The following is a 22,564-nucleotide window of genomic DNA, read 5'->3' as shown; positions in this document are numbered from 1 at the left end:
TTCAGTAGTCTGTGTATCAATCTAGATAAAAGTTCTGCCGGCTGAAATGCCGAATAAAGCTATTATCTAGATCGACAAGTCTAAATACAAATTTACGGGCGTGAGAGTTACCTCTGACGCCCGCAATAATAAGTCTTTGAGACAAATTTCTAAGCAGATAGCTTGAGTCCTAAGTGGAAGCGCGGAGCCTACGTTAGTAGGTGGACACTTCCGATAACGAAATCAGGCTACTCTGCGACGAAATTATTTTTTGTCTTCTTTAACTTCTTCAAACTCAGCGTCTACAACATCGTCGTCTTGCTTAGGTTGTTCACCAGCGTCAGCACCAGCTTGTTCAGCTTGAGCTTTCTGTTGAGCAATTTCCATTAGCTTTTGAGCTGCTTGCATAAGTTCTTGAACTTTAGCGTCGATAGCTTCTTTATCGTTACCAGACTTAACTTCTTCTAGTGCAGTGATAGCCGCTTCGATTTTAGCTTTCTCGTCTGCAGGTAGAGCTTCACCAGCTTCTTCTACTTGCTTCTTAGTGCCGTGAATCATTTGGTCAGCTTGGTTACGTGCAGTTACTAGCTCTTCGAACTTTTTGTCCGCTTCTTTGTTAGCTTCTGCTTCTTGTACCATTGCTTCGATCTCTTCCTCAGACAGGCCGCCTGATGCTTGGATAGTGATCTTCTGCTCTTTACCTGTTGCTTTATCTTTAGCAGATACGTTCAGGATACCATCAGCATCTAGGTCGAATGTTACTTCGATTTGTGGCATGCCACGTGGTGCTGGTTGGATACCTTCTAGGTTAAACTGACCAAGAGACTTGTTGTAAGTCGCTTGCTTACGCTCACCTTGAAGAACGTGGATAGTTACTGCGTTTTGGTTGTCTTCAGCTGTAGAGAACACTTGATCCGCTTTAGTAGGGATAGTTGTGTTTTTCTCGATAAGCTTAGTCATCACGCCGCCCATCGTTTCGATACCGAAAGATAGAGGAGTAACGTCTAGTAGTAGAACGTCTTTAACGTCACCAGCTAGTACACCACCTTGAACAGCAGCACCCATTGCAACAGCTTCGTCAGGGTTCACGTCTTTACGTGGCTCTTTACCGAAGAATTCAGTTACTTTAGCTTGAACCATAGGCATACGAGTTTGACCACCAACTAGGATAACGTCAGTGATTTCGCCTACAGATAGGTCAGCATCCGCTAGAGCAACTTTTAGTGGCTCAAGAGAACGTTGAACTAGGTCTTCAACTAGAGACTCAAGCTTCGCACGAGTCACTTTGATGTTCATGTGCTTAGGACCAGTCGCATCAGCAGTAACGTAAGGTAGGTTTACGTCAGTTTGAGTAGTAGAAGAAAGCTCGATTTTCGCTTTTTCTGCTGCTTCTTTAACACGCTGCATTGCTAGTGGATCAGCTTTAAGGTCGATACCTTGCTCTTTCTTGAACTCATCTACTAGGTAGTTGATCATGCGGTTATCGAAATCTTCACCACCAAGGTGAGTGTCACCGTTAGTTGAAAGAACTTCGAAAGTTTTCTCGCCTTCTACTTCATCGATTTCGATGATAGAGATATCGAATGTACCACCACCAAGGTCGTATACAGCGATAGTGCGATCACCACCTTGCTTGTCTAGGCCGTAAGCTAGAGCAGCAGCTGTTGGTTCGTTGATGATACGTTTAACATCTAGACCAGCGATACGGCCAGCATCTTTCGTTGCTTGACGTTGAGCATCGTTGAAGTAAGCAGGAACAGTAACAACTGCGCCAGTTACTTCTTCGCCTAGGAAGTCTTCAGCTGTTTTCTTCATTTTCTTAAGAACTTCAGCAGATACTTGAGGAGCAGCCATTTTTTGGCCTTGCGCTTCAACCCATGCATCACCGTTGTCAGCCTTAACAATGTTGAAAGGCATGATTTCGATATCGCGTTGAACTTCTTCATCTTCAAAACGACGACCGATTAGACGCTTAATTGCGTATAGCGTGTTTTGAGGGTTAGTAACTGCTTGACGTTTCGCAGGTTGACCAACTAGCGTCTCGCCGTCAGTGTATGCGATTACCGATGCTGTTGTGCGTTCGCCTTCAGCATTTTCTAGTACGCGTGGTTTGTCGCCGTCTAAAACAGCAACACAAGAGTTAGTAGTACCTAAATCAATACCAATGATTCGACCCATCAGGCTATCTCCGAAATATAATCTATATTAGTTTTTTGCTATACCCACATATGTGGGGGGCGGTAATCAGGGATTCAACCCTAATACACAAAATTTAAGTGCAAATGTAATTTGCTTTCGTATGCACCATAGATAAGGGCTGCAAACTGGTTTTCAAGGGAATAAGTAAAAAAAATCTATTTTTTCCCGTATCTTTTTACATAAAGGTAAAAAGTGACCGATCCCTTGCCAATTAAGGCTCCAATGTTGAGAAACTCTCGCATTTGTCGCCACATTGAAACCTCAACCCTATTCCAGATGCCATAAAAAAAGACCTTCATATGGAAGGTCTTTTTTCAACTAACAGCGAGTCGAACCGTTATTGATTCTGCACTATTTTTGATTCGGCAATATTATTGATTAAGAACTAACTGGTAGAAGCTTGCTTGGGTGTAGTCACCCGCTTCCATACCACGCCACTCACAGGCAGAACTCGACTTCTTAGTATTACACTGGTTATACGCACCCGCTTTGAAGTACATCCAGTCTTGACCGTAACCAAGATCGATATCGTGTCCCTGATATTTGCCCTTTGCCAAGTCAACATCATAGGTCTTCACAATAGGATCGGCTGAATTTGGATTTTTAGTAAAGGTTAAGTGCATGATGTTATCTTTGATATTCACATCATATGAGAACACTTCACCTAGCTTGATGCCATCAGCAGGGTCCGAGCTGCCTTTTTTCAGATTGTATTGACCAAATACATCATGGCGAATGTCTTTACGAAGTTTCTTTCCGTTTTCATCCTTCGCGTTTTTCATCTCTGTCGGCGGGTTTAACTCATAGTTCCACGTTAACGAACCATGCTCATGTTCTGGCAACTTGCGGTAAACAATTTTCAGTGGCTCATTATCCGACCCATGGATTTGACCAATAACCACAGAGAATGCACCGGTTTTCTTATAATTACCGCTGGTGCTCACCTGATCAACAGAAAGTGTTGCCGTCATCTGGCCACCGATAGAGCCAAACTCTTCCGCGTTCTTATGGCTTGAAATCGCGAAGTTGTTGCTCGGCGCAGAGTAGCTATCCGCTAGCATCGCTCTTAGCTCACTACGCGTGTTTTTACTGTTTGGCGTCGTTGGAGCTGTATTCGGAGCCACAAACACCATCGCACCAGATTCAGCATCCGTGTAGAACCATTTAGGGTGAACGTAAGGCGTGTCTACATTCGACAGTTCCTTTTTACCAATCTCCAGCGTTTTACCTTTTCTAGACCCTTCAGTCGTCAGCTCCGGTAAGTTAATTTTCCATTTAGATAAATCGAAGTTTTGTGCTGGTGCTTTTGCAGGGTCAAGATTGAACTGTTGACCAATATCGTGATTAGAAGCAAGAGCGGGAGCGGCTAAAAGGCTGGCAGTCAGTAGGCTAAGGTAAGACAGCTTCATTATTGGGTTTCCTTTATGTCGTCATAATGTAGGTTGTCAGAACAATAAAATAATATTGTATTATTATATGTGATCTATATTAAAGATTGAAAACTGATGGCCAATTCGGCACGAGTAAAAAGAAAAAATGAGACTTAACACCAATCAAAGATATTTTTAGCCAGGTTATCAGATAGCCCAAAGCACTTATCATCAGAAACAAAAAAGCCCCGCTCTGGTTGAGCGGGGCTTCGCAGTTATTGAGTCTTAATTAAGAATTAAACTTCTGCTTTTTGCAGCTCAGCTTCTTCGTTAGCTTCAACGCCAATTTCGTTTTCAGATTTAGCAACGATAGTGTTCACCGCTGTGTCACCCACTACGTTTGAAGAAGTACAGAACATGTCACAGATACGGTCAACAGCAGCAACAATCGCTAGACCTTCTGGTGGTAAACCTAGTTGGTGCAATAGAACACCTACCATCACAACACCGCCACCAGGAACACCACCAGCACCGATAGACAGTAGCAGGATAGTTAGACCAAGAGTGAAGATATCAGCAGTGTTGATTGGCTGACCAAACGCGTTTGCTACGAACATAGTTGCTAGTGCGATGTAGATAGATACACCAGACATGTTCATTGTTGCACCTAGTGGTACACCGAAACCTGCTACTGACTTAGATACGTTTAGTTTGTCAGTAAGAGTACGCATTGTTACTGGGATTGTTGCATTCGAACTTGCTGTAGATAGTGAGAATAGAACTTGCTCACGAGTTGCACGTAGGAACTGCTTTGGAGAAATACCAGTGAATGAACCAACCATCATTGGATAGAAGAAGAAAATCCAGAACACAAGCATTGCAACCACAAGCGCCACATAGCCAGCAACTGACATTAGCGTGTCTGCATCCAGTGTTGCGCCCAGTTGAATCATCAGAGCAAATACACCGTAAGGCGCCAAGCTCATTACTAGGCCGATAAGCTTCATCATGATTTCGTTAGCCATCTTGAATGTCTTGATAGCTGGGCCACCACGAGAATCAAGCGCTTGAATAGCAAGACCTGTCAAAATTGCCATGAAGATGATTTGTAGCATGTCGCCGCTTGCGAACGCTTCTACAGGGTTGCTAGGAACGATGTTAACAACAAGAGAGAAGATGTCTGGTGTTTCAGTTGTTGTAAGCGCAATTGTCTCAGAAACCGTACCCGCAAGGTTCGCACCTGCACCTGGTTGGAAAATAAGACCAATCGTTAGCGCTGCTGAAATCGCGATGATGGTGTTAATAATGTAAAGACCAAAGGTTTTACCACCAAGACGACCAAATGAACGAATATCTTTTAGCTCAACGATACCGCAAACAATAGATACGTATACAAGAGGTACTACAAGCAACTTGATAAGTGATACGAACATACCACCAGCACCTTCAGCTGCGCCGAGTAGGTACGTATCAAAAATAGCAATGCCGCTGAATAGGTACTGAATAGCAGTACCAATAATAAGGCCGGCAAACAAGCCTACAAAAATCTTACTTGAGAGCGATTTATCCATCGTTCTTCTCCAGTTTGTTGTGTTTAAAAATTGTACTTTTATAGTTATATATGCGACCCAAATCGCTATATTGCAGTGGATTTTACATACAAAGGTAACAATTAAAAGCATTTATTTACAAAAACATTACAAGTGTGACATCAAAACATTTCTTCATTAACAACCAGTTTCATAATATAAAACTCTAAATTACTGTTCTGGATAAAATAAAAAGAACGACATTCTTAATGCGATTTTGGTGACTATTCACGTGGACTCTCAAGTTACAGGCATAAAAAAAGAGAGGCATATGCCTCTCTTTTCATTTCACGTTAACCAGTGAATTGTTTTGTCGCCGCTATTGTCTTACTTCACAACTGCAATAATCAACTGCTTAGCAAGCGGCCACTCAATTACTTAGCAACCATTACCATTGCAGGGCGAATAACACGGCCGTTAAGCTCGTAGCCTTTCTGCATAACAAACATCACAGTGTTTGACTCGTGGTCTGGGCTTTCTTGAATAGACATGGCTTGGTGGAATTCAGGGTTGAATGCTTCACCTTCAGGGTTGATCTCTGTAAGACCAAATTTAGCCACTGTATCTACGAACGTTTTGTGAGTTAGCTCAACACCTTCAAGAATCGGCTTAACCGCTTCGTTCTCAGCATCTGCAGCTTGTACTGCACGCTCTAGGTTATCGATAACAGGTAGTAGGCCTTCAGCGAATTTGTTTAGCGCGTATTTACGTGCTTTATCCACTTCTTGCTCAGTACGACGACGCATATTCTCAACTTCAGCCTTTGCGCGAAGAACAGAATCTTGCTGCTCTTTCACTTTAGACTCACTAGAAAGCAGTGCGGCTTCTAGTTGAGCAATTTTTGATTCCTGCTCATCAGCCGCGTCTTCATTCAGTTCAGCTTCTTCAACTTTCTCAGCTTCAGCAATGATCTGATCTAGTTCTTCTTCGGTTACTTTGTTTTCTTCGTTGCTCATGATATCTCCAGAATTCGTTTTCAATGCCAGTGACAGGCGTGTTTGCGCCTCAAATTGATATAAAACACTCGCATAGACGTTCAACTTGCCTTTATTATGGGGATGAAGAATTTTGATTCAAGCCTAATTCGTTTGGAAACGTTATGAAAAAGCCATTTGAAGTCATCGCAATTATTGGTAAACCTCGAGATCAGCAAGCAATTCAGACTCATAGAGAGCTCTATCAGTGGTTAAGTACTGAGGGTTATCAAGTGTTTGTTGATGATAGGCTCTCCAGCATTTTGGACGATATCCCACAAGAACATTTTTCTAGCCTGATTGAATTGGGTAAACGTGCCGATCTCGCAATTGTTGTGGGTGGTGATGGAAATATGCTCGGTGCGGCTAGAATTTTGTCACGTTTCGACATTTCAGTAATTGGTGTTAACCGAGGCAATCTTGGTTTCCTAACCGATCTCAACCCTGAAAACTTCCAGAGTGCGCTTACTGATGTACTCAAAGGCGAGTTCATGGAAGAAGAGCGCTTCTTACTTGAAACGGAAATTCATCGTCACGGCCAGGTAAAAAGCCACAATGCAGCACTTAATGAGGCTGTACTGCACCCCGGCCAAGTTGCTCACATGATCGAGTTCGAAGTGTATATCGATGACAGCTTCGCCTTCTCACAGCGCTCTGATGGCTTAATCGTCTCAACACCGACAGGTTCTACCGCCTACTCGCTTTCCGGCGGCGGCCCTATCCTGTCATCAAGCCTAAATGCTATCTCACTCGTGCCAATGTTCCCGCACACCCTTTCAAGCCGCCCATTAGTGGTGGATGGCAAGCGTCGTATTAAGCTTATCGTATCGCCTGATAACCGTGGAACTCAGGAAGTGAGCTGTGATGGTCAAATCTCGCTACCGGTTTCTCCTGGTGATGAGATCCACATTTACCAAAGCCCAAATGTGCTCAAACTGATCCACCCTAAAGACTACAACTACTACCACGTTCTACGTAACAAGCTAGGCTGGTCGAGCAAGCTGTTCTAAGTGAAAAGCGAACGATTTTAAAAAGGCTGACGACATTCGTCAGCCTTTTTATTGCCAGTAAAAGCCCGTCGGCTCTAGCTTCTCTGCAGTTCCTTATACCTCCACTCCCAAGAGGGAGGAACGACTGAGTTGGGAATCTATAGCGGTTTCAGTGATCTACGAACAACCTCAATTCTGATAACGGTCGCAAAAAATTTTCACCTGTCGACTTTACTGTATAAAGAAACAGTATATACTGAACTTATATACAGTATTGTTCAGTTATACAGGTAAATAAAAATGCTGGCTCATTTAAGTGTTAATAATTTCGCTATTGTTAAGTCTTTACAGCTAGAACTATCTAAAGGCATGACAACAATCACCGGGGAAACTGGTGCGGGTAAATCTATCGCTATCGATGCTTTAGGCTTATGTCTTGGGGGAAGATCCGATGCAGGAATGGTTCGACAAGGTGAAGAAAAAACCGAAGTCAGTGCCGCTTTTTTACTTGAGAACAATCTGCATGCAACCCGCTGGTTAGAAGACAACGAATTGCTTGATGGCAGTGAGTGCATCCTGCGCAGAACCATCTCAAAAGAAGGTCGTTCTCGTGCATTCATCAACGGTAGCCCTGTCCCTCTTTCGCAATTGAAATCACTTGGACAACTGTTGATCAACATCCATGGTCAACACGCGCATCACCAGTTGATGAAAAGCGATTATCAAATGGCCATGCTTGATCAATACGCAGGCCACTTGAACCTATTGAAATCGACACGTAATGCTTACCAAGCATGGCGACAAGCGGATAACCACTTAAAAGAGTTACGTGAAAATAGCCAGCAAAACCAAGCTCAAAAACAACTTCTTGAATACCAAATCAAAGAGTTAAATGAGCTGTCTATTGGGGAGGAAGAATATGAAGACCTCGAACAAGAGCATAAGCGCCTCTCCAATAGCGGAGAACTGGCCACAACCTGTCAGCAAGCTATCGAGCTTATTTATGAAGGCGAAGAAGTTAATGCGCTTGGTATTCTGCAATCGGCCAATAACTCCTTAATTCAGCTAGCTGAGCTAGATGAAAGATTGGCCGAGTTACCGAACTTGCTTTCTGAAGCCATTATTCAGATCGAAGAGACCAACAACGAGTTAAGAACCTACCTAGACAGCATTGATGTTGATCCCGGTCGTATGGCTTACGTTGAGGAGCGTTTCTCTAAAGTGATGTCGATGTCTCGTAAACACCACGTGTTACCTGAAGAGCTGTATAAGCACCATCAAGACTTACTACAACAAGTTGAAGCGCTTGATTGCTCTGATGAAAAATTAGAAGAACTGGCCAACGAGGTGGAAAACCAATACCAATCGTTCGTTGCTAAATCAGAAAAGCTTCATAAATCTCGAACTCGTTACGCAAAAGAGCTCAACAAGCTGATCACGCAAAGCATGCACGAACTGAGCATGGAAAAAGCGCAGTTTGCCATTGAAGTGAACAACACCAACACACACCCTTCTCCATTGGGTATGGATAACGTGACCTTCATTGTTTCGACCAACCCAGGCCAACCGATGCAGCCGATTGCGAAAGTGGCCTCTGGTGGTGAGTTATCACGAATCTCATTAGCGATTCAGGTGATCACAGCGCAAAAAGTGGATACACCAAGCCTGATTTTCGATGAAGTCGATGTGGGTATCAGTGGACCAACCGCTGCGGTTGTCGGAAAAATGCTACGTAAGCTAGGCGAATCGACACAAGTTATGTGCGTGACTCACTTACCTCAAGTTGCCGGTTGCGGTCACCAACAACTTTTTGTAGCGAAGAACACTAAATCAGGTAAAACCGAGACTCAAATGCACACGCTTGATGAGCAACAACGCGTTTCAGAGCTTGCTCGACTGCTTGGTGGCAGCCAGATTACCGAATCGACGCTTGCCAATGCAAAAGAGTTATTAATCGCAGCATAGGTTACATATTCAGCAACTTTCTGATAATTTACCGAAAATTCTTGGCAATTTTGCAACTTAATTCAAAATTGCCAGTCATAACAAGCTCAAAGCGCAAGGAGCTTTTTACTTCTTGCTGGAGCTTGTTTATTATCAGGCAGTATTTTAGCGAAGAAAGATCTCAAACTATGCGAATTAAAAAGTGGTTAGTTGCAGTTCCACTTGCACTAACAATGTTGACCGGTTGCTCTCTATTAGAGAAGTTGGTTTATCGAATTGACATCAATCAGGGTAACTATGTTGAACAGGAAGCTGTCGATCAGCTCAAGTTTGGCATGACAAAAACACAAGTTCGTTACGTTATGGGCTCACCTATGCTTATCGAAAATGGCTACCCAGATACGTGGTACTACATTTACCACCACACAAAAGGCCATGAAGACTCGATTCAAAAAAATCTTGTTGTTAACTTTGATGCAACGGGCACCTTAGTGACGATCAATGGTGATTTTGAAGCCAGTGATGAATTCTTCGAAAGCCTTCGCTAGCTTTCAACTAACAAAGCTTTCCAGTCAAAAGCAAGAATCGCAAAAGCCTGCTCATATGAGCAGGCTTTTTAATATCTGCTAACAAATGAGACTGTAGACTGTATTGTCTAACAAACAGATGAAAAAAAGCTCGCTAATACGAGCTTCTTTATCATTCAAATTTGTTTGGTATTACGATTTAGCCGCCGCTTTCGCTTGTTCAGCACGCTTACGGCGAATTTCTTTTGGATCGGCTAACAGTGCTCGATAAATTTCGATACGATCTTTATCTCGAACGGTTGCATCTAACTTAACGTTGCGGCTGTATACGCCAACTTTATTTTTCGCCAAGTCGATTTCTGGATACAACTCTAAAACACCAGACTGCGCAATAATCTCTTCAACGGTCGCGTTCTTATTTACCACTAAGGTAAATACACGCTGCTCATGTGGAAGCGCAAACACAACTTCTACGTGGATCATATCTGATTCAATAGTCATGGCTTAGTAAACCTGTTTCGCTCGTTGAGTAAAAGCACTGACCATATTGCTTGTCAGTTCATTGAAAATCTTGCCAAATGCCATTTCAATCATTCGACTAGAAAATTCAAACTCTAGTTTAAGTTCAACCTTACATGCTTGGTCGTCTAGAGGAGTGAAATACCAGCCCCCCTCCAGCTTCTTAAACGGGCCATCTACCAGCTCCATTAAAATTTCAGCACCATCCGCCATTCGATTCGACGTAGTGAATGTTTTACTGATACCAGCTTTAGAGACATCAACCGAAGCCACCATCGCGGAATCTGAAGATTCGATCACACGAGAACCAGAACATCCTGGCAAAAACTCAGGATAACGAGCAACATCATTGACCAAGCTGAACATCTGGTCGGCACTAAAAGACACTAATGCTGAACGAGTAACCTTTGGCATATAGACTCCTGTTAAAGACAGCGTTACATTAACACAAACTGCAATTTTAATTGTATTGGGCCAGAGCGCAAATAAAAAGGATTCCCCATCTAGGGCGCATTCCGTATAATGAGGCCATTATGGCAAAGAATAAATCAAAATCAAAAGCCGGTAGTAATACCATTGCGCTTAATAAGAAAGCTCGCCACGAATATTTCATCGATGATGAGATAGAAGCGGGGCTTGAGCTACAAGGCTGGGAAGTAAAATCCCTACGTGAAGGCAAAACCAATATCGCAGAAAGCTACGTATACATCCGAGATGGCGAAGCATTCATCAGTGGTATGACGATTACTCCGCTAACTCAAGCGAGTACTCATATCGTGGCGAACCCAACACGTATCCGTAAACTATTAATGTCGAGAAAAGAACTCGACAACCTTATCGGTCGTATTAACCGTGAAGGCATGACGCTTGTCGCAACCGCACTTTACTGGTCTCGCTCTTGGGCGAAGATTAAAGTTGGCGTAGCGAAAGGTAAAAAGCTGCACGATAAACGTACTGATATGAAAGAAAAAGATTGGGCGAGAGATAAAGCACGAATTATGAAGAGTAATTTGCGTTAATTTTAAGCACTTAAACGCACAGTGCTAGACAGGGTAAGCTTTTCTGGTACTATGCAAATAACACTTGGGGCTGATTTAGGATTCGACAGGAATTTTGAAGTCTGAGGTGCATGCCGTGGGGCGGTTGGCCACGTTAAAAGCCGCAAAAAAATAGTCGCAAACGACGAAAACTACGCACTAGCAGCTTAATAACCTGCTCAGAGCTCTCTTACCCTAGCTTCCGCTCGTAAGACGGGGACCAATAAGAGATCAAACCCAAACTAGCTAGCGTGGCTTCTCCCACCTGAGAGGAAAAGCGCGAATTATAATTCAGGTTAGCCTTTAACTAGCGTGTCGGTTCGCAGGTTGCTGGTGAAATTAAAGATCGACTAAGCATGTAGTACCAATGATGAATGATTTTTGGACGCGGGTTCAACTCCCGCCAGCTCCACCAAACGTTTGGAAAGGGCGGTAAGTCACTGATTTACCGACCTTTTTGTATTTATAACTTCGATATTAGGCTGTTTGTACTACATTTTGGTACTAAGACATGCACTATTTATCTATCTCGAAATCCGGTATTTGGCAGTTCCGATATCAGATCCCCTCTGAGCATCGACATCGGTTTAATGGATTCCATGAGATCAAGCGCTCACTGAAAACATCCAACAAAGACAAAGCTATTCTTTTAGCGTTAGAGCTAGAGATACAGGTTCGTCGTACCATTTTAGCGCCAACTATCAACGCAACATCACCTCAAGTAAAACCTCTCAACCAAGATAAAACACCCACCGCAACGAAAGCCAAACAAACTAAAACGCTATGCCCAGAAAAGATGCTGGAACGCTTTTGTAGCTATAAAGCTCAGCATATATCGCCAAAGGCTGTTGGAATGCTGAAAGCTAAGTGCCAAACCGTTCTTGGTTTACTTGGAAAGTCCCACCTCCCTGAGATTCGCAGACGTGATGCAGAAGACGCAGTGCAGCTATTACGGCAGTATCCCGTCAACATGAAGAAACACCCTCAGTTCAAAGGTCTAACAGCCAAGGAAGCGGTTAAACTCAATAATAGCCTCGATATGCCTACACTGAGTGAAGAGTCAGTAAAAGACTATTGTCAGAAGATGTCTGGGTTCTTTGAGTGGTGCCACTTGAACGAACTCACTGACATCAACCCATTCAAGGCAATCCGCTTTCGCAAACAGCGCAGAGACAGTGAAGCAAAAAACGCCTATACAAACAGAGATTTACAAAAAATATTTAGTACCGAGATTCATACTAAGCGACAGTTCAAACACCCCTACTACTACTGGCTACCAGTCCTTGCCAGCCTAACGGGAGCTAGACTGAATGAACTCTGCCAGCTCTACAAGTCAGATATTTGCCAACGAGATGGAATTTGGGTAATTCATATTGATGACCGACATGAGGGACAAAAACTCAAAAACTTGACGAGCCGTCGTGTTATTCCAATTCACCGAAATTTGATAGAACTAGGCTTCATTGAGTACCTACATTCAGTAAAACACGAGCGTGTTTTTCCTGAGCTGAAGGACTCACGAGACGGCTTTGGTAGCACCGCTTCTAAGTGGTATGGCCGATTTAAAAGCAAGCTCGGTTTTGGAAAAGGCCACGACTTTCATTCCTTCCGTCATACTGTTGCTACGCAGTTCAAACGAAAACAGGTTTCACATATTGCCGCTGGTGCAATCTTAGGTCACACCTTAAACAACATTACCTACGATCGTTACGGAAAAGAACTTGATGTTAGCCAGCTTCAAGAAGTAATTAACCTTATTGAACTTCCCCGCTTAACTAAAATTTAAATTGATATAAACGCTTGACTCGTTTTTTGGGGCGTGAATTCACGCCCACTTTAAATTATTTTCACGCCTAAAAAATAAGCACTCAATAGGAGTGGTAATTTAAAATCATTTACAATCAACAGCTTAAAAAAACTTGACCATCATCAAACTTATCGAGTAAGGGTTTTTAGCATGACTGATTTTTTACTATTCGGACGTGAACCTTCCCTTTAGATTAAATGGAAACCAACGGAAGAAATAGGAGATTCCAATGAATCTATCCACTGTCACAAATAGCATACATCTTAACTATAACCCTAATATCGTGGCTCTTGAGCTTGATCTCCCTATACAGAAAAGCAAGAAAAACGCTAAGGCAATGACTTCTTATGAGCTGCTAGATGCTTATACAAAATCTCGAACTCAGCTAGCAAGTGCAAACCTAAAGAACATTCAAGAAGATCACCAACGCATCACTAAGACACTTGGTTTTTTGGATTTTACTGATTTAAAAGATCTTGACTACGCAGGTTCAGAAGCCGTTGGTAAAGCATTAACGTATCTTCCTGCGAACTCAGAAAAATACGCAGAGCTAAAAGGTCTATTCGGGTTCGAATTAGTTGCTAAAAACTATTCATTGCCAGAACCTTATCCATGTATTTCACAGTCCACTAAGAAAGGCTATATCCAGAAGTTCTCTTCATTCTTGAAATGGGCTAAACGTCATGGTTATGTTGATGACAATGTCTTCTATAAACTACCTATTGGTAAAGTTCATGAGGGCAAAAAACGTTTCCCTTTCGATGGCGAGCAGCTCACTAACATTTTTTCTATGCCAGATTATTCGGAGCATAAATACCTCCACCCGTACTATTATTGGGTCCCTTTGATCCAGCGCTATAGTGCATTAAGGCTCAACGAAGTCTGCCAATTTGATGTCACCGATATCAAAAAAGTTGATGGTATTGATTGCTTCTTAGTACAACAAGTGTTTGATGGTCAACGAGTAAAAACTGAATCATCAATCCGAGTTGTGCCTATCCATGATGAGCTAAAAAAGAAAGGTTTCTTGTCTTTCGTTGAATCGAAGAAAAGTGGCCGCCTATTCCCCGAGTTAACTTTAGTTAAAGGTTATTACTCGAACAACGCTTCTAAATGGTTTGCTCGCCGTCGGAAAAAACTAGGATTAGGCAAAGGCTTTGATGCCCACTCATTCCGCCATACTTTTATCAACGAGTTGAAGCAAAAAGAAGTTTCTAAAGAAATCATTGAGTGTATCGTCGGTCACTCACATGAATCTGAATCATTCGACACCTATAGCTACCAGTACAGCCCTGCCATACTAGCTTCGGTTGTAAACATGATTGATACATCACATACGGCTTCTGTACTGCCTTACATGCAAAAGAAAGCGGCAGCTTAACTCTTAATTTAAATCCTCTTTGATCCTATCCCCAAAATGCGGAGGGATCACTGTTACCTGAATAAAGGAAAACATTACATGTACGTTTATAACACCGACCGAACCATTCGCACCAAATACCCCCTTGAACGAACTTATGCCGATATTTTCGGTAACTACCTATCGTTCATCCTCTCCGTCGAGTACCTACAGTCTAACGGTGACTGGAGTGAAGCAGGGTTGCGTTGGGTAATTAATTGCAACAGCAAGGAATACATAATGGAAAACGGCTTCAAGGATTTCCCACACCGAGTATCTTGATATCAAATTTTAATTGTTTGGCAGATGTCAAAAACATCTGCCAAAGCTTGCTAGCAACGTTCGTAAACTATATTAATTGATGTTGTGATCTTTGACCCTTTCTTCTTTTTCTTATCAAAGTCAACCACTTCAAAGGTTCTATCCCCCCTCCATTTAGCGTAATTATCTACCTCCTTAATCGCCTTATTAAATACATCTCGGCGAAACGTATTTATATCAACGTATTTGTCACCATGTACGCGCACAATTACACCAGCCTCGTCTAACTGCTCTTTCTTTTTATCTCTCTCACGGTGACAACGATACGCTTTTAGCAATAAGTCTTGTGAATCATCAAAGATAAGAGCTTCCTCTTTGGTCAAACTGCTATAGCCTTTTTTATTAGCAAGACTGTACCAGTTCAAACTTTTAGCGTATTTTTCCAGTTCAGACAATTTAAAGTACCAAGGATTTTCAGAAGATCCGGAGTTTTTTTTCACTTCAGTAAAGACGATATCAATGCTGCTATTGATACCAAAAAAACTACGCCAGCGAGGGACTGAAAAGTTCACACGACCTCGATCAACGAGTTCATGCTGCATGCCAAGTCGGCTATAAAGTAGATCATAGAGTCGTAAGCCAGCCAGTGATTTAAAGCTACTTAATCGGTCGAGAAACATTGTGTTATAACTAGATGTAGCAAACAGGAGGGGCAAAAACTTTACGTTAAATGTAATAGTGACTAGCGGTTTAGAATCGTCGATCTCAACCTTTTCGATAGGGTGACCAATAAAGGCACCAATAGGTAAAAAAGCTAGGTCATACTCTTCAGGCTGGCTAAAAATAGAAAGATGCCTTGTTGCATCACCTACATTTTGACCAATCTTCTGCTCAACATGAACCTTTTCCCTAAACTTAGTCCAATCTGAGATTGTAACTTCCTTCTCGGTTGATATATGAATTTGCTCAGCTTGTCGTAAAGCATCTGCATACTTATCTTTATTGTAAGTTTTTCTTCTCTTTGAGCCTTTGCGACTAACTGTGCAAAACTGACTCATATCTTCAAACGAAAGCGTAACTTTCCTTTCTTCTTCTTTAGAAAATGCAGATGCAACTAAATCAGGAATCTCGTCATTGGTTGCTCGGTCATGCTCGTTCCAAAGATCGGAATTAAACTGATTAACATGGAAAAGTTGCTGCCATCCACAAATAGCACACAGCAAAGACTTGTATGACAATATATTGATATTTGGGGGGGATAGATGTGTGAACGTCGCCTGAGAAAAAGAGTTATTGACAACGTACCATGGCTTTTCTTTCAATGAGGCTAAGTGCTCAATCGTTGGAGTATTTGACATAATTTAAGGTGTTATAGTTTTCTTTAATAATAACACAATGTCGTAATACTCTCACTCACAATGTCGTAATTTTCTCATGTGTAAATTTCGAAATGTCGCAATACTATCACATAAAAAACAACCATTGACTTATAATGCATTGATTATTAAACCATTCCAGCCTAACCACAATGCCACGTAAAATTATTTAATATTTAGAAAGATTTATTATTATATAAGGCAATGTTGGCACATTCCCCCCGAGTTGCTTGCACTAAATTGAAAGAATAGTCTGAAAGATTATGTAGATACCACCTAACTTACAAGGTGTTTCAAAGACAAAAACCTAGATTTTGGGTAAGATGACAGCAACTAACGTCATAACCTAACCCATAGGCACATCATGGTTCGTGAACACCAACAAGAATTACAAAAACAGCTCTGGAACATCGCTAACACTTTGCGCGGCAATATGTCAGCCGACGATTTCCGTGACTACATTCTAGGGCTTATCTTCTACAAGTACCTATCAGATAAGCTGAACCGCTACTGTGATGAACTACTTACTGAAGATGGTATCAAGTTCGTAGAATCTGATAATGAGTTGATTAAAGAATTGCATGATGAGTGTGTCGAGAACCTTGGCTATTTCATTGCCCCTAAGCAGCTATTCTCAAGCCTGGCTAAGCGTGGCGAGAAATCTGAGTTTATCCTTGATGAGCTAAGCCGTATCCTTAATGACATTGAGCAATCCACCACCTCTGCTGATTCTGCGGACGACTTCAACGGGTTGTTTGAAGAACTCGACCTTAACTCAAGCAAGCTAGGTAAGAACCCAGACGCACGTAACAAACTTATTTGCCAAGTGCTGATTCACCTAGAGAACATCGATTTCCAAATCGACAACACCGAGATAGACCTACTGGGTGATGCCTATGAATACCTGATTGGGCAATTTGCTTCAGGTGCAGGTAAAAAAGCAGGTGAGTTCTATACCCCACAACAAGTGTCTAAAATCCTTGCGAAGTTAGTGAGCCTAAACGGTGATGTGAAATCTGTTTATGATCCAACGTGTGGTTCAGGTTCATTGCTATTACGTGTAGCAAAAGAAGTGAGTAGCACCAACCTAGAGTTTTGTGGACAAGAACAAAACCCAAGCACCTTTAACCTTGCACGTATGAACATGCTGATGCACGGTGTGCGTTACGATAAGTTCGATATTAAGAACGACGACACCCTAGAGCACCCAATGCATACCGACAAACGTTTCGATGCTGTGGTTGCCAACCCTCCGTTCTCTGCTAACTGGAGCGCAAGCGATCTGCACCTAAACGATGAGCGTTTTGCTGATTACGGTAAACTTGCCCCTAAAACGAAGGCAGACTTTGCCTTTGTACTGCACATGGTGCACCAGTTAAACGAGACAGGCACACTAGCGGTTGTTGTGCCGCATGGCATTCTGTTTCGTGGTGCGGCGGAAGGTCATATTCGTAAGCACCTTATCGAGAACAAAAACTACCTTGATGCAGTGATCGGCTTACCTGCGGGTATCTTTTTCGGTACGGGTATTCCGACTTGTATCCTTGTCTTCAAGAAGACTCGCCAACACGCTGATAACGTCTTATTCATTGATGCATCTAACCACTTCGAAAAAGGCAAAGCGCAAAACCACCTTCGTGAAGAAGACGTCACTCGTATCGTAGAAGCCTACAGCAAGCGAGAATCAGTCGATAAATATTCGCATGTCGCGGAGCTGTCTGAGATAGCAGAGAACGACTACAACCTCAACATCCCTCGCTATGTGGATACCTTTGAAGAGGAAGAGGCTGTAAACCTTGATGCGGTAGCAACAGAGCTAACCGAGCTTGAAACTAAGATGCACTCTGTGGATGCAGATATCGCTGATTTCTGCTCTCAGCTTAATATCAAAGCGCCGTTTTAGGGAGTCATGATGAATTTAACACCAAGACTACGCCTTGCTGAGTTTAGTAAAGCCCCTCAATACACTCAGTATAAGTTTGACGATATTTTCGTATTTTCCTCAGGAAAAAACATTAAGCAAAAGGAAGCTTCACCAGAGTTTAATACTCCTTGTGTAAGATATGGAGAGCTTTACCACATGTATGGTGAAGTGATTACAGAGACTATTAACCGCACAAATCTAGATCACTCAGAGCTTACGTTTAGTTACGGTAATGAGATTCTTTTGCCATCAGCAGGAGAAGACCCTCTTGATATTGGATCTGCCTCAGCTCTAATGCTTAAAGATGTAGCAATAGGTCGAACCATCAATGTCTTGAGACCAAAAGGTGACATTGAATATTCTCATGTTTATGTGTCGTATTACATAAATGAAAAATTGAGAAAGCGAATTTCAAAGCTTGCTAGAGGGGCAAGTATTAGTAATGTATACAACACTGATCTAAAGACTTTAAAAGCCAACTTACCCGAATTATCTGAACAACAAAAAATCGCCTCTTTCTTATCAAAGGTCGATGAGAAGATTGGGTTGTTGTCAGAGAAGAAAGACAAGCTCACCGAATACAAACTTGGAGTGATGCAACAGTTGTTTAATGGCAAGTGGCATGAGCAAGACGGGCAACTTATCTTTATGCCACCCACGCTACGATTCAAAGCCGATGATGGCAGCGAGTTTCCTGATTGGGAAGAGAGGAAGTTAGGTGAGGTACTCTTGAGTCATAAGCTCGGAGGAAATTATCAAAACTCAGAAGATACGACTCAGCACCCACTTATAAAAATGGGGAATTTGGGTCGAGGTTCGATTAGCTTAAAGAAAGTCGAATATATCAAATCAGGTGAAGCTATTGACCATGAAGATCGAATCAAAGAGGGCGATCTATTCTTCAACACTCGAAATACTTTAGATTTAGTTGGGAAAGTAGCAATTTGGAATAATGAATTACCTGAAGCTTATTACAACTCTAACTTACTTAGACTTGAGTTTGAGAATAATCGCTTTATGAACTATTGCTTAAATTCTTTTAATGGAATCAGTGGATTAAGACGCTTTGCCACAGGCACAACAAGTGTTGCAGCTATCTACACTAGAGACTTACTTAAATTAAAAATCATAGTCCCTAGCTCGGATGAGCAAATTAAGATAGTCCACTTCCTATCAGCTATCGACCAGAAGATAGATCTAGCCAACTCTGAACTTAACAAAGCCAAAGAGTGGAAAAAAGGCTTGTTACAACAAATGTTCGTGTAAGGGACGAAATGAGCACACAATCAGAAGCTAAACTTGAAAATGACTTAATCACTCAGCTTACCGCAGCGAGCTTTGAACCCGTCAAAATAGAGAACGCCGCCGCGCTTAAAGCCAACCTAAAGGCTCAGCTTGAGCGTGCGAACAACCTAACGCTAACCGAGCGTGAATTTGAGAATGTGCTCATTAGCCTCGAAAAAGGCAACATCTTCGACAAATCCAAACGCCTCAAAGGTAAGGTCGATGTGGTGCATGACGATGGCACCATCAGCTACCTCACTTTGTTGAATACCGACGCCTCAAAGAATATCTTCCAAGTGACTAACCAAGTTACCATGCACGGTAAATATGAGAATCGCTACGATGTGACTATCTTAGTGAATGGCTTGCCGTTAGTGCAGATAGAGCTTAAACGCCGTGGCATTGAAATGGCGGAAGCATTCAACCAAATCAGACGCTACGACAAGCACACCTTTGGCGCAGAAGGTGGGCTGTTTAACTACATACAGTTGTTTGTGATATCTAATGGCGTGAATACGAAATACTTCTCAAACAACCGTGAGTTGTCATTCAAACAGACCTTCCACTGGACGGATGTCGACAACAATAAGATTAATGTGCTGCACCAATTTGCGGATGCTTTCTTAAATAAAGAACATCTGACTAAAATGCTCAGCCGCTATATCGTCCAGAATGAGACAGGCAAGTTCTTAATGGTGCTGCGCCCTTACCAATTTTACGCAGTAGAGGCGATAGTCGAGCAGGTTAAGACCAGTGATAAGCATGGCTATATTTGGCATACCACTGGCAGTGGTAAAACCTTAACCAGCTTCAAGACTGCACAAATATTATCGAGATTAGATAACGTCGATAGAGTGGTGTTTGTCGTTGACCGTAAAGACCTCGACTATCAAACCGCCAAAGAGTTTGATGCCTTCCTAAAAGGCAGTGTCGACAGTACGGGTGACACCAAGAGTTTATTAAACCAGTTCCTCGGCTCTCGACCTGTACCTAAGCAAAGTGCTAATGCGTCAGGGAGTAGCGCTAATGATGGTGAAGCGCTGTTACCACTTGCTGAAGAACAGGCACGAGTTGCTGAATATTCACCAATCTACAGCAGTAATGTGAATCGCATCAACAAGCTGACTATTACCACGATTCAAAAGCTCAATAACCTGATCACCAAGCCTCGTTTCAAAGGACAAGTCGAACACTTACGCCAAGAGCGCGTGGTCTTTATTTTCGACGAGTGTCACCGCAGCCAGTTTGGTGAAACCCACAAAAACATCGTTGATTTCTTTGAGAAAGCTCAGCTTTTCGGCTTTACGGGTACACCTATCTTTGCCGATAACGCTACTGCTAAGAAAGTAGAAGGTAAGGGAGTACAGAAGAGAACCACCAAAGATCTATTTGGTGATCGCCTACACAGCTATGTGATTGTCGATGCGATTCGAGATGACAACGTACTGCCGTTTGCGATTGAATACTACGGCAAGCTAAAGCACAAACAAACAGGTTTAGATGCGGATGTGTCGAGCATTGATATTGCGGAGTTCTTCAGTTCCCCTAAGCGTATCAAACAAGTCTGTGAGCACATCATTGGCATTCATAAGTTCAAGACCAAGCACAAGTTCAATGCAATGCTGTGTGTGGCGAGTGTCCCTGATTTAATCACCTACTACGACACCTTTAAGGCTCTTAAGGCGGAAGGTAAGCACAAGCTCAATATCGCCACTATCTTTAGCTATGGCGTCAACGAAGCTGAAGAGTTTGAGGGTGAAGTCAATGTTAAGGGCTTAGCGGAAGCGAACGCTAAGGTACACAGCCGAGACAAGCTAGATTCGTATATCGGTGACTACAACGAGCAATTTGGCACCAGCTATTCGACTCAAGATACCGATAGCTTCTACAACTACTACAAAGATCTCTCTAACCGCACTAAAAATGGTGAAGTAGACATCCTACTTGTAGTGAATATGTTCCTTACGGGGTTCGATGCGCCGAGCCTAAACACCATCTACGTGGATAAGAACCTCAAATATCATGGATTGGTTCAAGCCTTCTCTCGTACAAATAGATTGAACGGCACGGTGAAATCTCATGGAAACGTGATGTGCTACCGCAACCTGAAGCCACAAGCAGATGAAGCGTTTGCACTGTTTTCTAACAAACAACCGACAGAGTACATCGAAGTACCCGATCTTGAAGGGTTAACCGAAGACTTTGCCAAAGCGCTTGAAGCGTTAAAAGCGATAGCTCCAGATGTTCAAAGTGTTGATAATCTTCCAGATGAAGACATGCAAGCAGGATTCATTAAACAGTTCCGTATTTTAATGCGCCTGAAAAACCAGCTTGAAACTTTCAGTGATTTCGACATAGAAGCACTAGGTATTTCAGAACAAGAGTTTGTTGATTACGCCTCGAAGTACGGTGATTTAGCCAGAGAGTTGAAAGGCAACCCGACGGATAAAGAATCAATCCTCGCTGACATCGACTTTGAATTAGAGCTGCTTCAACGCGACAACGTGAATGTAGGCTACATACGTCACCTTCTACAAACCATGCTAGAAGAGTCATGTGATGACGCCAAAGATAAGAAACGTCAGGTTATCGCAAACCTCCTTGCTTCTGAGCCAACACTTCACAGTAAGCGCCACCTGATTGAAGGGTTTATCGAAAAGAGCTTACAGGGCTTAGTACAGGGTGAACAATTCGATGAGTACATCGAAGAGCAGAAACAAAAGGAAATTAGCCAGATAGCCGAAGAAGAGAAGCTCGACTCCGATAAGTTTGGGGAAATGGTCACGAATATCGAAAATGGTTTGAATGTGGAGAGCTTGAAGTCAGATGACATCGCTCAGCTAACTACTGAAAAGATGACCTTTAGAACCCGAAGAACCATTTTGCCAAGGATCACCGAAAGGCTTAAAGCCTTCGCCGAGACGTTCATTCAAGGGTTTCATTAACCCCCTTCCCTCTCAAAAACTGGGGCAACCCTGCCCCAGCATTTAAACAAATTCAAATCATCAACCTTGATACGGCGGAAGCCCTCGAACGATTTCCTTGGCAACAATAGTAACAATCGCTTTCGCCTTCCTTTGCTTTTCAGTCATAAATCTATTGCAGTTTGAATAGGTCAGAGGCACGACAGGTTCGCCCTCAACTACATCTTCTAACGATGTTGCATCTACGCAGTATTCCGTAATTTTAAGCACCCACTGATATCGACGAGATCTTTCTTTAACATCTTGTTTAGTCAGATATTCAGCTTCAATACACAGACGAATCACTAGCTTTTCTATTGTGGTTTCTCGGCACTCTTGAAGCTTTTCTTCTTGTTTTTGAGCAAGCCTTGTAGCGGATGTAACGGGGGTTTCTTTCATAATAGGTTTTCTTTAAGGGTAATG

The 22,564-nt window shown here is 42.5% G+C and carries 18 protein-coding genes and 1 other RNA gene; 11 read left to right on the top strand and 8 right to left on the bottom strand.

Annotated features, from left to right (window positions below; translation table 11 throughout):
• Positions 1–243 precede the first annotated feature (243 nt).
• The 4 genes from dnaK to grpE form a co-directional block, all read right to left on the bottom strand.
• Positions 244–2,157: a molecular chaperone DnaK gene (gene dnaK, locus AB4384_RS02125; RefSeq protein ID WP_017059868.1), complete on the bottom strand. Its 1,914-nt coding sequence runs from the start codon at positions 2,155–2,157 to the stop codon at positions 244–246.
• A 392-nt stretch (positions 2,158–2,549) separates the two neighbouring features.
• Entirely contained in the window at positions 2,550–3,587 is a 1,038-nt protein-coding gene (locus tag AB4384_RS02120; RefSeq protein WP_017059866.1) for a polysaccharide lyase family 7 protein, read from the bottom strand.
• 257 nt (positions 3,588–3,844) lie between these two features.
• Entirely contained in the window at positions 3,845–5,119 is a 1,275-nt protein-coding gene (locus AB4384_RS02115) for a dicarboxylate/amino acid:cation symporter (RefSeq protein WP_372082504.1), read from the bottom strand.
• Between the two features lie 392 nt (positions 5,120–5,511).
• A complete protein-coding gene (gene grpE, locus AB4384_RS02110; protein ID WP_017059864.1) occupies positions 5,512–6,093 on the bottom strand; it encodes a nucleotide exchange factor GrpE in 582 nt (193 codons plus the stop codon).
• A 143-nt stretch (positions 6,094–6,236) separates the two neighbouring features.
• Here grpE and nadK point away from each other — a divergent pair, with 143 nt between their 5' ends.
• The 3 genes from nadK (at position 6,237) to bamE (ending at position 9,592) form a co-directional block, all read left to right on the top strand.
• Positions 6,237–7,121 carry an NAD(+) kinase gene (gene nadK / locus AB4384_RS02105; protein ID WP_017059863.1) on the top strand — a complete coding sequence of 295 codons (885 nt, stop codon included), beginning with the start codon at positions 6,237–6,239 and terminating at the stop codon, positions 7,119–7,121.
• Positions 7,122–7,400: 279 nt separating this feature from the next.
• Positions 7,401–9,065, top strand: coding sequence for a DNA repair protein RecN (recN, locus tag AB4384_RS02100; RefSeq protein ID WP_017059862.1), 1,665 nt, complete (start codon positions 7,401–7,403; stop codon positions 9,063–9,065).
• A 167-nt stretch (positions 9,066–9,232) separates the two neighbouring features.
• Positions 9,233–9,592: an outer membrane protein assembly factor BamE gene (gene bamE / locus AB4384_RS02095; protein WP_010438918.1), complete on the top strand. Its 360-nt coding sequence runs from the start codon at positions 9,233–9,235 to the stop codon at positions 9,590–9,592.
• A 171-nt stretch (positions 9,593–9,763) separates the two neighbouring features.
• Here bamE and AB4384_RS02090 read toward each other — a convergent pair whose 3' ends face one another.
• Both AB4384_RS02090 and AB4384_RS02085 read right to left on the bottom strand, forming a co-directional pair.
• Positions 9,764–10,072, bottom strand: a complete 309-nt coding sequence (locus tag AB4384_RS02090; RefSeq protein WP_016796754.1) for an RnfH family protein — start codon at positions 10,070–10,072, stop codon at positions 9,764–9,766.
• Between the two features lie 3 nt (positions 10,073–10,075).
• Positions 10,076–10,504 carry an SRPBCC family protein gene (locus AB4384_RS02085; protein ID WP_010438915.1) on the bottom strand — a complete coding sequence of 143 codons (429 nt, stop codon included), beginning with the start codon at positions 10,502–10,504 and terminating at the stop codon, positions 10,076–10,078.
• A gap of 119 nt (positions 10,505–10,623) precedes the next feature.
• Between AB4384_RS02085 and smpB the strand changes: the two genes are divergently transcribed.
• The 5 genes from smpB (at position 10,624) to AB4384_RS02060 (ending at position 14,615) form a co-directional block, all read left to right on the top strand.
• Positions 10,624–11,109 (top strand): SsrA-binding protein SmpB, encoded by a 486-nt coding sequence (smpB, locus tag AB4384_RS02080; RefSeq protein WP_004735156.1) that lies wholly within the window; start codon positions 10,624–10,626, stop codon positions 11,107–11,109.
• A gap of 66 nt (positions 11,110–11,175) precedes the next feature.
• Positions 11,176–11,542: a transfer-messenger RNA gene (gene ssrA, locus AB4384_RS02075) on the top strand.
• 96 nt (positions 11,543–11,638) lie between these two features.
• On the top strand, positions 11,639–12,913 hold the full coding sequence (locus AB4384_RS02070; protein WP_372128794.1) for a tyrosine-type recombinase/integrase: 1,275 nt from the start codon (positions 11,639–11,641) through the stop codon (positions 12,911–12,913).
• Between the two features lie 250 nt (positions 12,914–13,163).
• Complete coding sequence (locus tag AB4384_RS02065; protein WP_372128793.1) at positions 13,164–14,315, top strand: site-specific integrase; 1,152 nt, start codon at positions 13,164–13,166, stop codon at positions 14,313–14,315.
• 78 nt (positions 14,316–14,393) lie between these two features.
• Complete coding sequence (locus AB4384_RS02060) at positions 14,394–14,615, top strand: hypothetical protein (RefSeq protein ID WP_372128791.1); 222 nt, start codon at positions 14,394–14,396, stop codon at positions 14,613–14,615.
• A gap of 50 nt (positions 14,616–14,665) precedes the next feature.
• Here AB4384_RS02060 and AB4384_RS02055 read toward each other — a convergent pair whose 3' ends face one another.
• Positions 14,666–15,952, bottom strand: coding sequence for a hypothetical protein (locus AB4384_RS02055; RefSeq protein WP_372128790.1), 1,287 nt, complete (start codon positions 15,950–15,952; stop codon positions 14,666–14,668).
• Between the two features lie 382 nt (positions 15,953–16,334).
• Between AB4384_RS02055 and AB4384_RS02050 the strand changes: the two genes are divergently transcribed.
• Genes AB4384_RS02050 through AB4384_RS02040 form a run of 3 tightly spaced genes read left to right on the top strand, consistent with a single transcriptional unit; the run spans position 16,335 to position 22,123 of the window.
• Positions 16,335–17,873 carry a type I restriction-modification system subunit M gene (locus AB4384_RS02050; RefSeq protein ID WP_372128789.1) on the top strand — a complete coding sequence of 513 codons (1,539 nt, stop codon included), beginning with the start codon at positions 16,335–16,337 and terminating at the stop codon, positions 17,871–17,873.
• Between the two features lie 6 nt (positions 17,874–17,879).
• A complete protein-coding gene (locus AB4384_RS02045) occupies positions 17,880–19,160 on the top strand; it encodes a restriction endonuclease subunit S (RefSeq protein WP_372128788.1) in 1,281 nt (426 codons plus the stop codon).
• Positions 19,161–19,168: 8 nt separating this feature from the next.
• Complete coding sequence (locus AB4384_RS02040) at positions 19,169–22,123, top strand: type I restriction endonuclease subunit R (protein ID WP_372128787.1); 2,955 nt, start codon at positions 19,169–19,171, stop codon at positions 22,121–22,123.
• A 60-nt stretch (positions 22,124–22,183) separates the two neighbouring features.
• On the opposite strand, the gene AB4384_RS02035 is transcribed toward AB4384_RS02040, so the two are convergent.
• Positions 22,184–22,540 carry a hypothetical protein gene (locus AB4384_RS02035; protein ID WP_372128785.1) on the bottom strand — a complete coding sequence of 119 codons (357 nt, stop codon included), beginning with the start codon at positions 22,538–22,540 and terminating at the stop codon, positions 22,184–22,186.
• Positions 22,541–22,564 lie beyond the last annotated feature (24 nt).

Source organism: Vibrio sp. 10N.261.51.A4 (assembly GCF_041471945.1).
GTDB classification, from domain to species: Bacteria; Pseudomonadota; Gammaproteobacteria; order Enterobacterales; family Vibrionaceae; genus Vibrio; species Vibrio crassostreae_C.
The sequence above is the reverse complement of the archived record's forward strand: the minus strand, read 5'-3'. Positions and strand labels throughout refer to the sequence as shown.

What these genes read in the sequence shown, in the direction of transcription:
- dnaK (WP_017059868.1), bottom strand. Translation starts at nt 2,157, where the DNA reads ATGGGTCGAATCATTGGTATTGATTTAGGTACTACTAACTCTTGTGTT.
- AB4384_RS02120 (WP_017059866.1), bottom strand. Translation starts at nt 3,587, where the DNA reads ATGAAGCTGTCTTACCTTAGCCTACTGACTGCCAGCCTTTTAGCCGCT.
- AB4384_RS02115 (WP_372082504.1), bottom strand. Translation starts at nt 5,119, where the DNA reads ATGGATAAATCGCTCTCAAGTAAGATTTTTGTAGGCTTGTTTGCCGGC.
- grpE (WP_017059864.1), bottom strand. Translation starts at nt 6,093, where the DNA reads ATGAGCAACGAAGAAAACAAAGTAACCGAAGAAGAACTAGATCAGATC.
- nadK (WP_017059863.1), top strand. Translation starts at nt 6,237, where the DNA reads ATGAAAAAGCCATTTGAAGTCATCGCAATTATTGGTAAACCTCGAGAT.
- recN (WP_017059862.1), top strand. Translation starts at nt 7,401, where the DNA reads ATGCTGGCTCATTTAAGTGTTAATAATTTCGCTATTGTTAAGTCTTTA.
- bamE (WP_010438918.1), top strand. Translation starts at nt 9,233, where the DNA reads ATGCGAATTAAAAAGTGGTTAGTTGCAGTTCCACTTGCACTAACAATG.
- AB4384_RS02090 (WP_016796754.1), bottom strand. Translation starts at nt 10,072, where the DNA reads ATGACTATTGAATCAGATATGATCCACGTAGAAGTTGTGTTTGCGCTT.
- AB4384_RS02085 (WP_010438915.1), bottom strand. Translation starts at nt 10,504, where the DNA reads ATGCCAAAGGTTACTCGTTCAGCATTAGTGTCTTTTAGTGCCGACCAG.
- smpB (WP_004735156.1), top strand. Translation starts at nt 10,624, where the DNA reads ATGGCAAAGAATAAATCAAAATCAAAAGCCGGTAGTAATACCATTGCG.
- AB4384_RS02070 (WP_372128794.1), top strand. Translation starts at nt 11,639, where the DNA reads ATGCACTATTTATCTATCTCGAAATCCGGTATTTGGCAGTTCCGATAT.
- AB4384_RS02065 (WP_372128793.1), top strand. Translation starts at nt 13,164, where the DNA reads ATGAATCTATCCACTGTCACAAATAGCATACATCTTAACTATAACCCT.
- AB4384_RS02060 (WP_372128791.1), top strand. Translation starts at nt 14,394, where the DNA reads ATGTACGTTTATAACACCGACCGAACCATTCGCACCAAATACCCCCTT.
- AB4384_RS02055 (WP_372128790.1), bottom strand. Translation starts at nt 15,952, where the DNA reads ATGTCAAATACTCCAACGATTGAGCACTTAGCCTCATTGAAAGAAAAG.
- AB4384_RS02050 (WP_372128789.1), top strand. Translation starts at nt 16,335, where the DNA reads ATGGTTCGTGAACACCAACAAGAATTACAAAAACAGCTCTGGAACATC.
- AB4384_RS02045 (WP_372128788.1), top strand. Translation starts at nt 17,880, where the DNA reads ATGATGAATTTAACACCAAGACTACGCCTTGCTGAGTTTAGTAAAGCC.
- AB4384_RS02040 (WP_372128787.1), top strand. Translation starts at nt 19,169, where the DNA reads ATGAGCACACAATCAGAAGCTAAACTTGAAAATGACTTAATCACTCAG.
- AB4384_RS02035 (WP_372128785.1), bottom strand. Translation starts at nt 22,540, where the DNA reads ATGAAAGAAACCCCCGTTACATCCGCTACAAGGCTTGCTCAAAAACAA.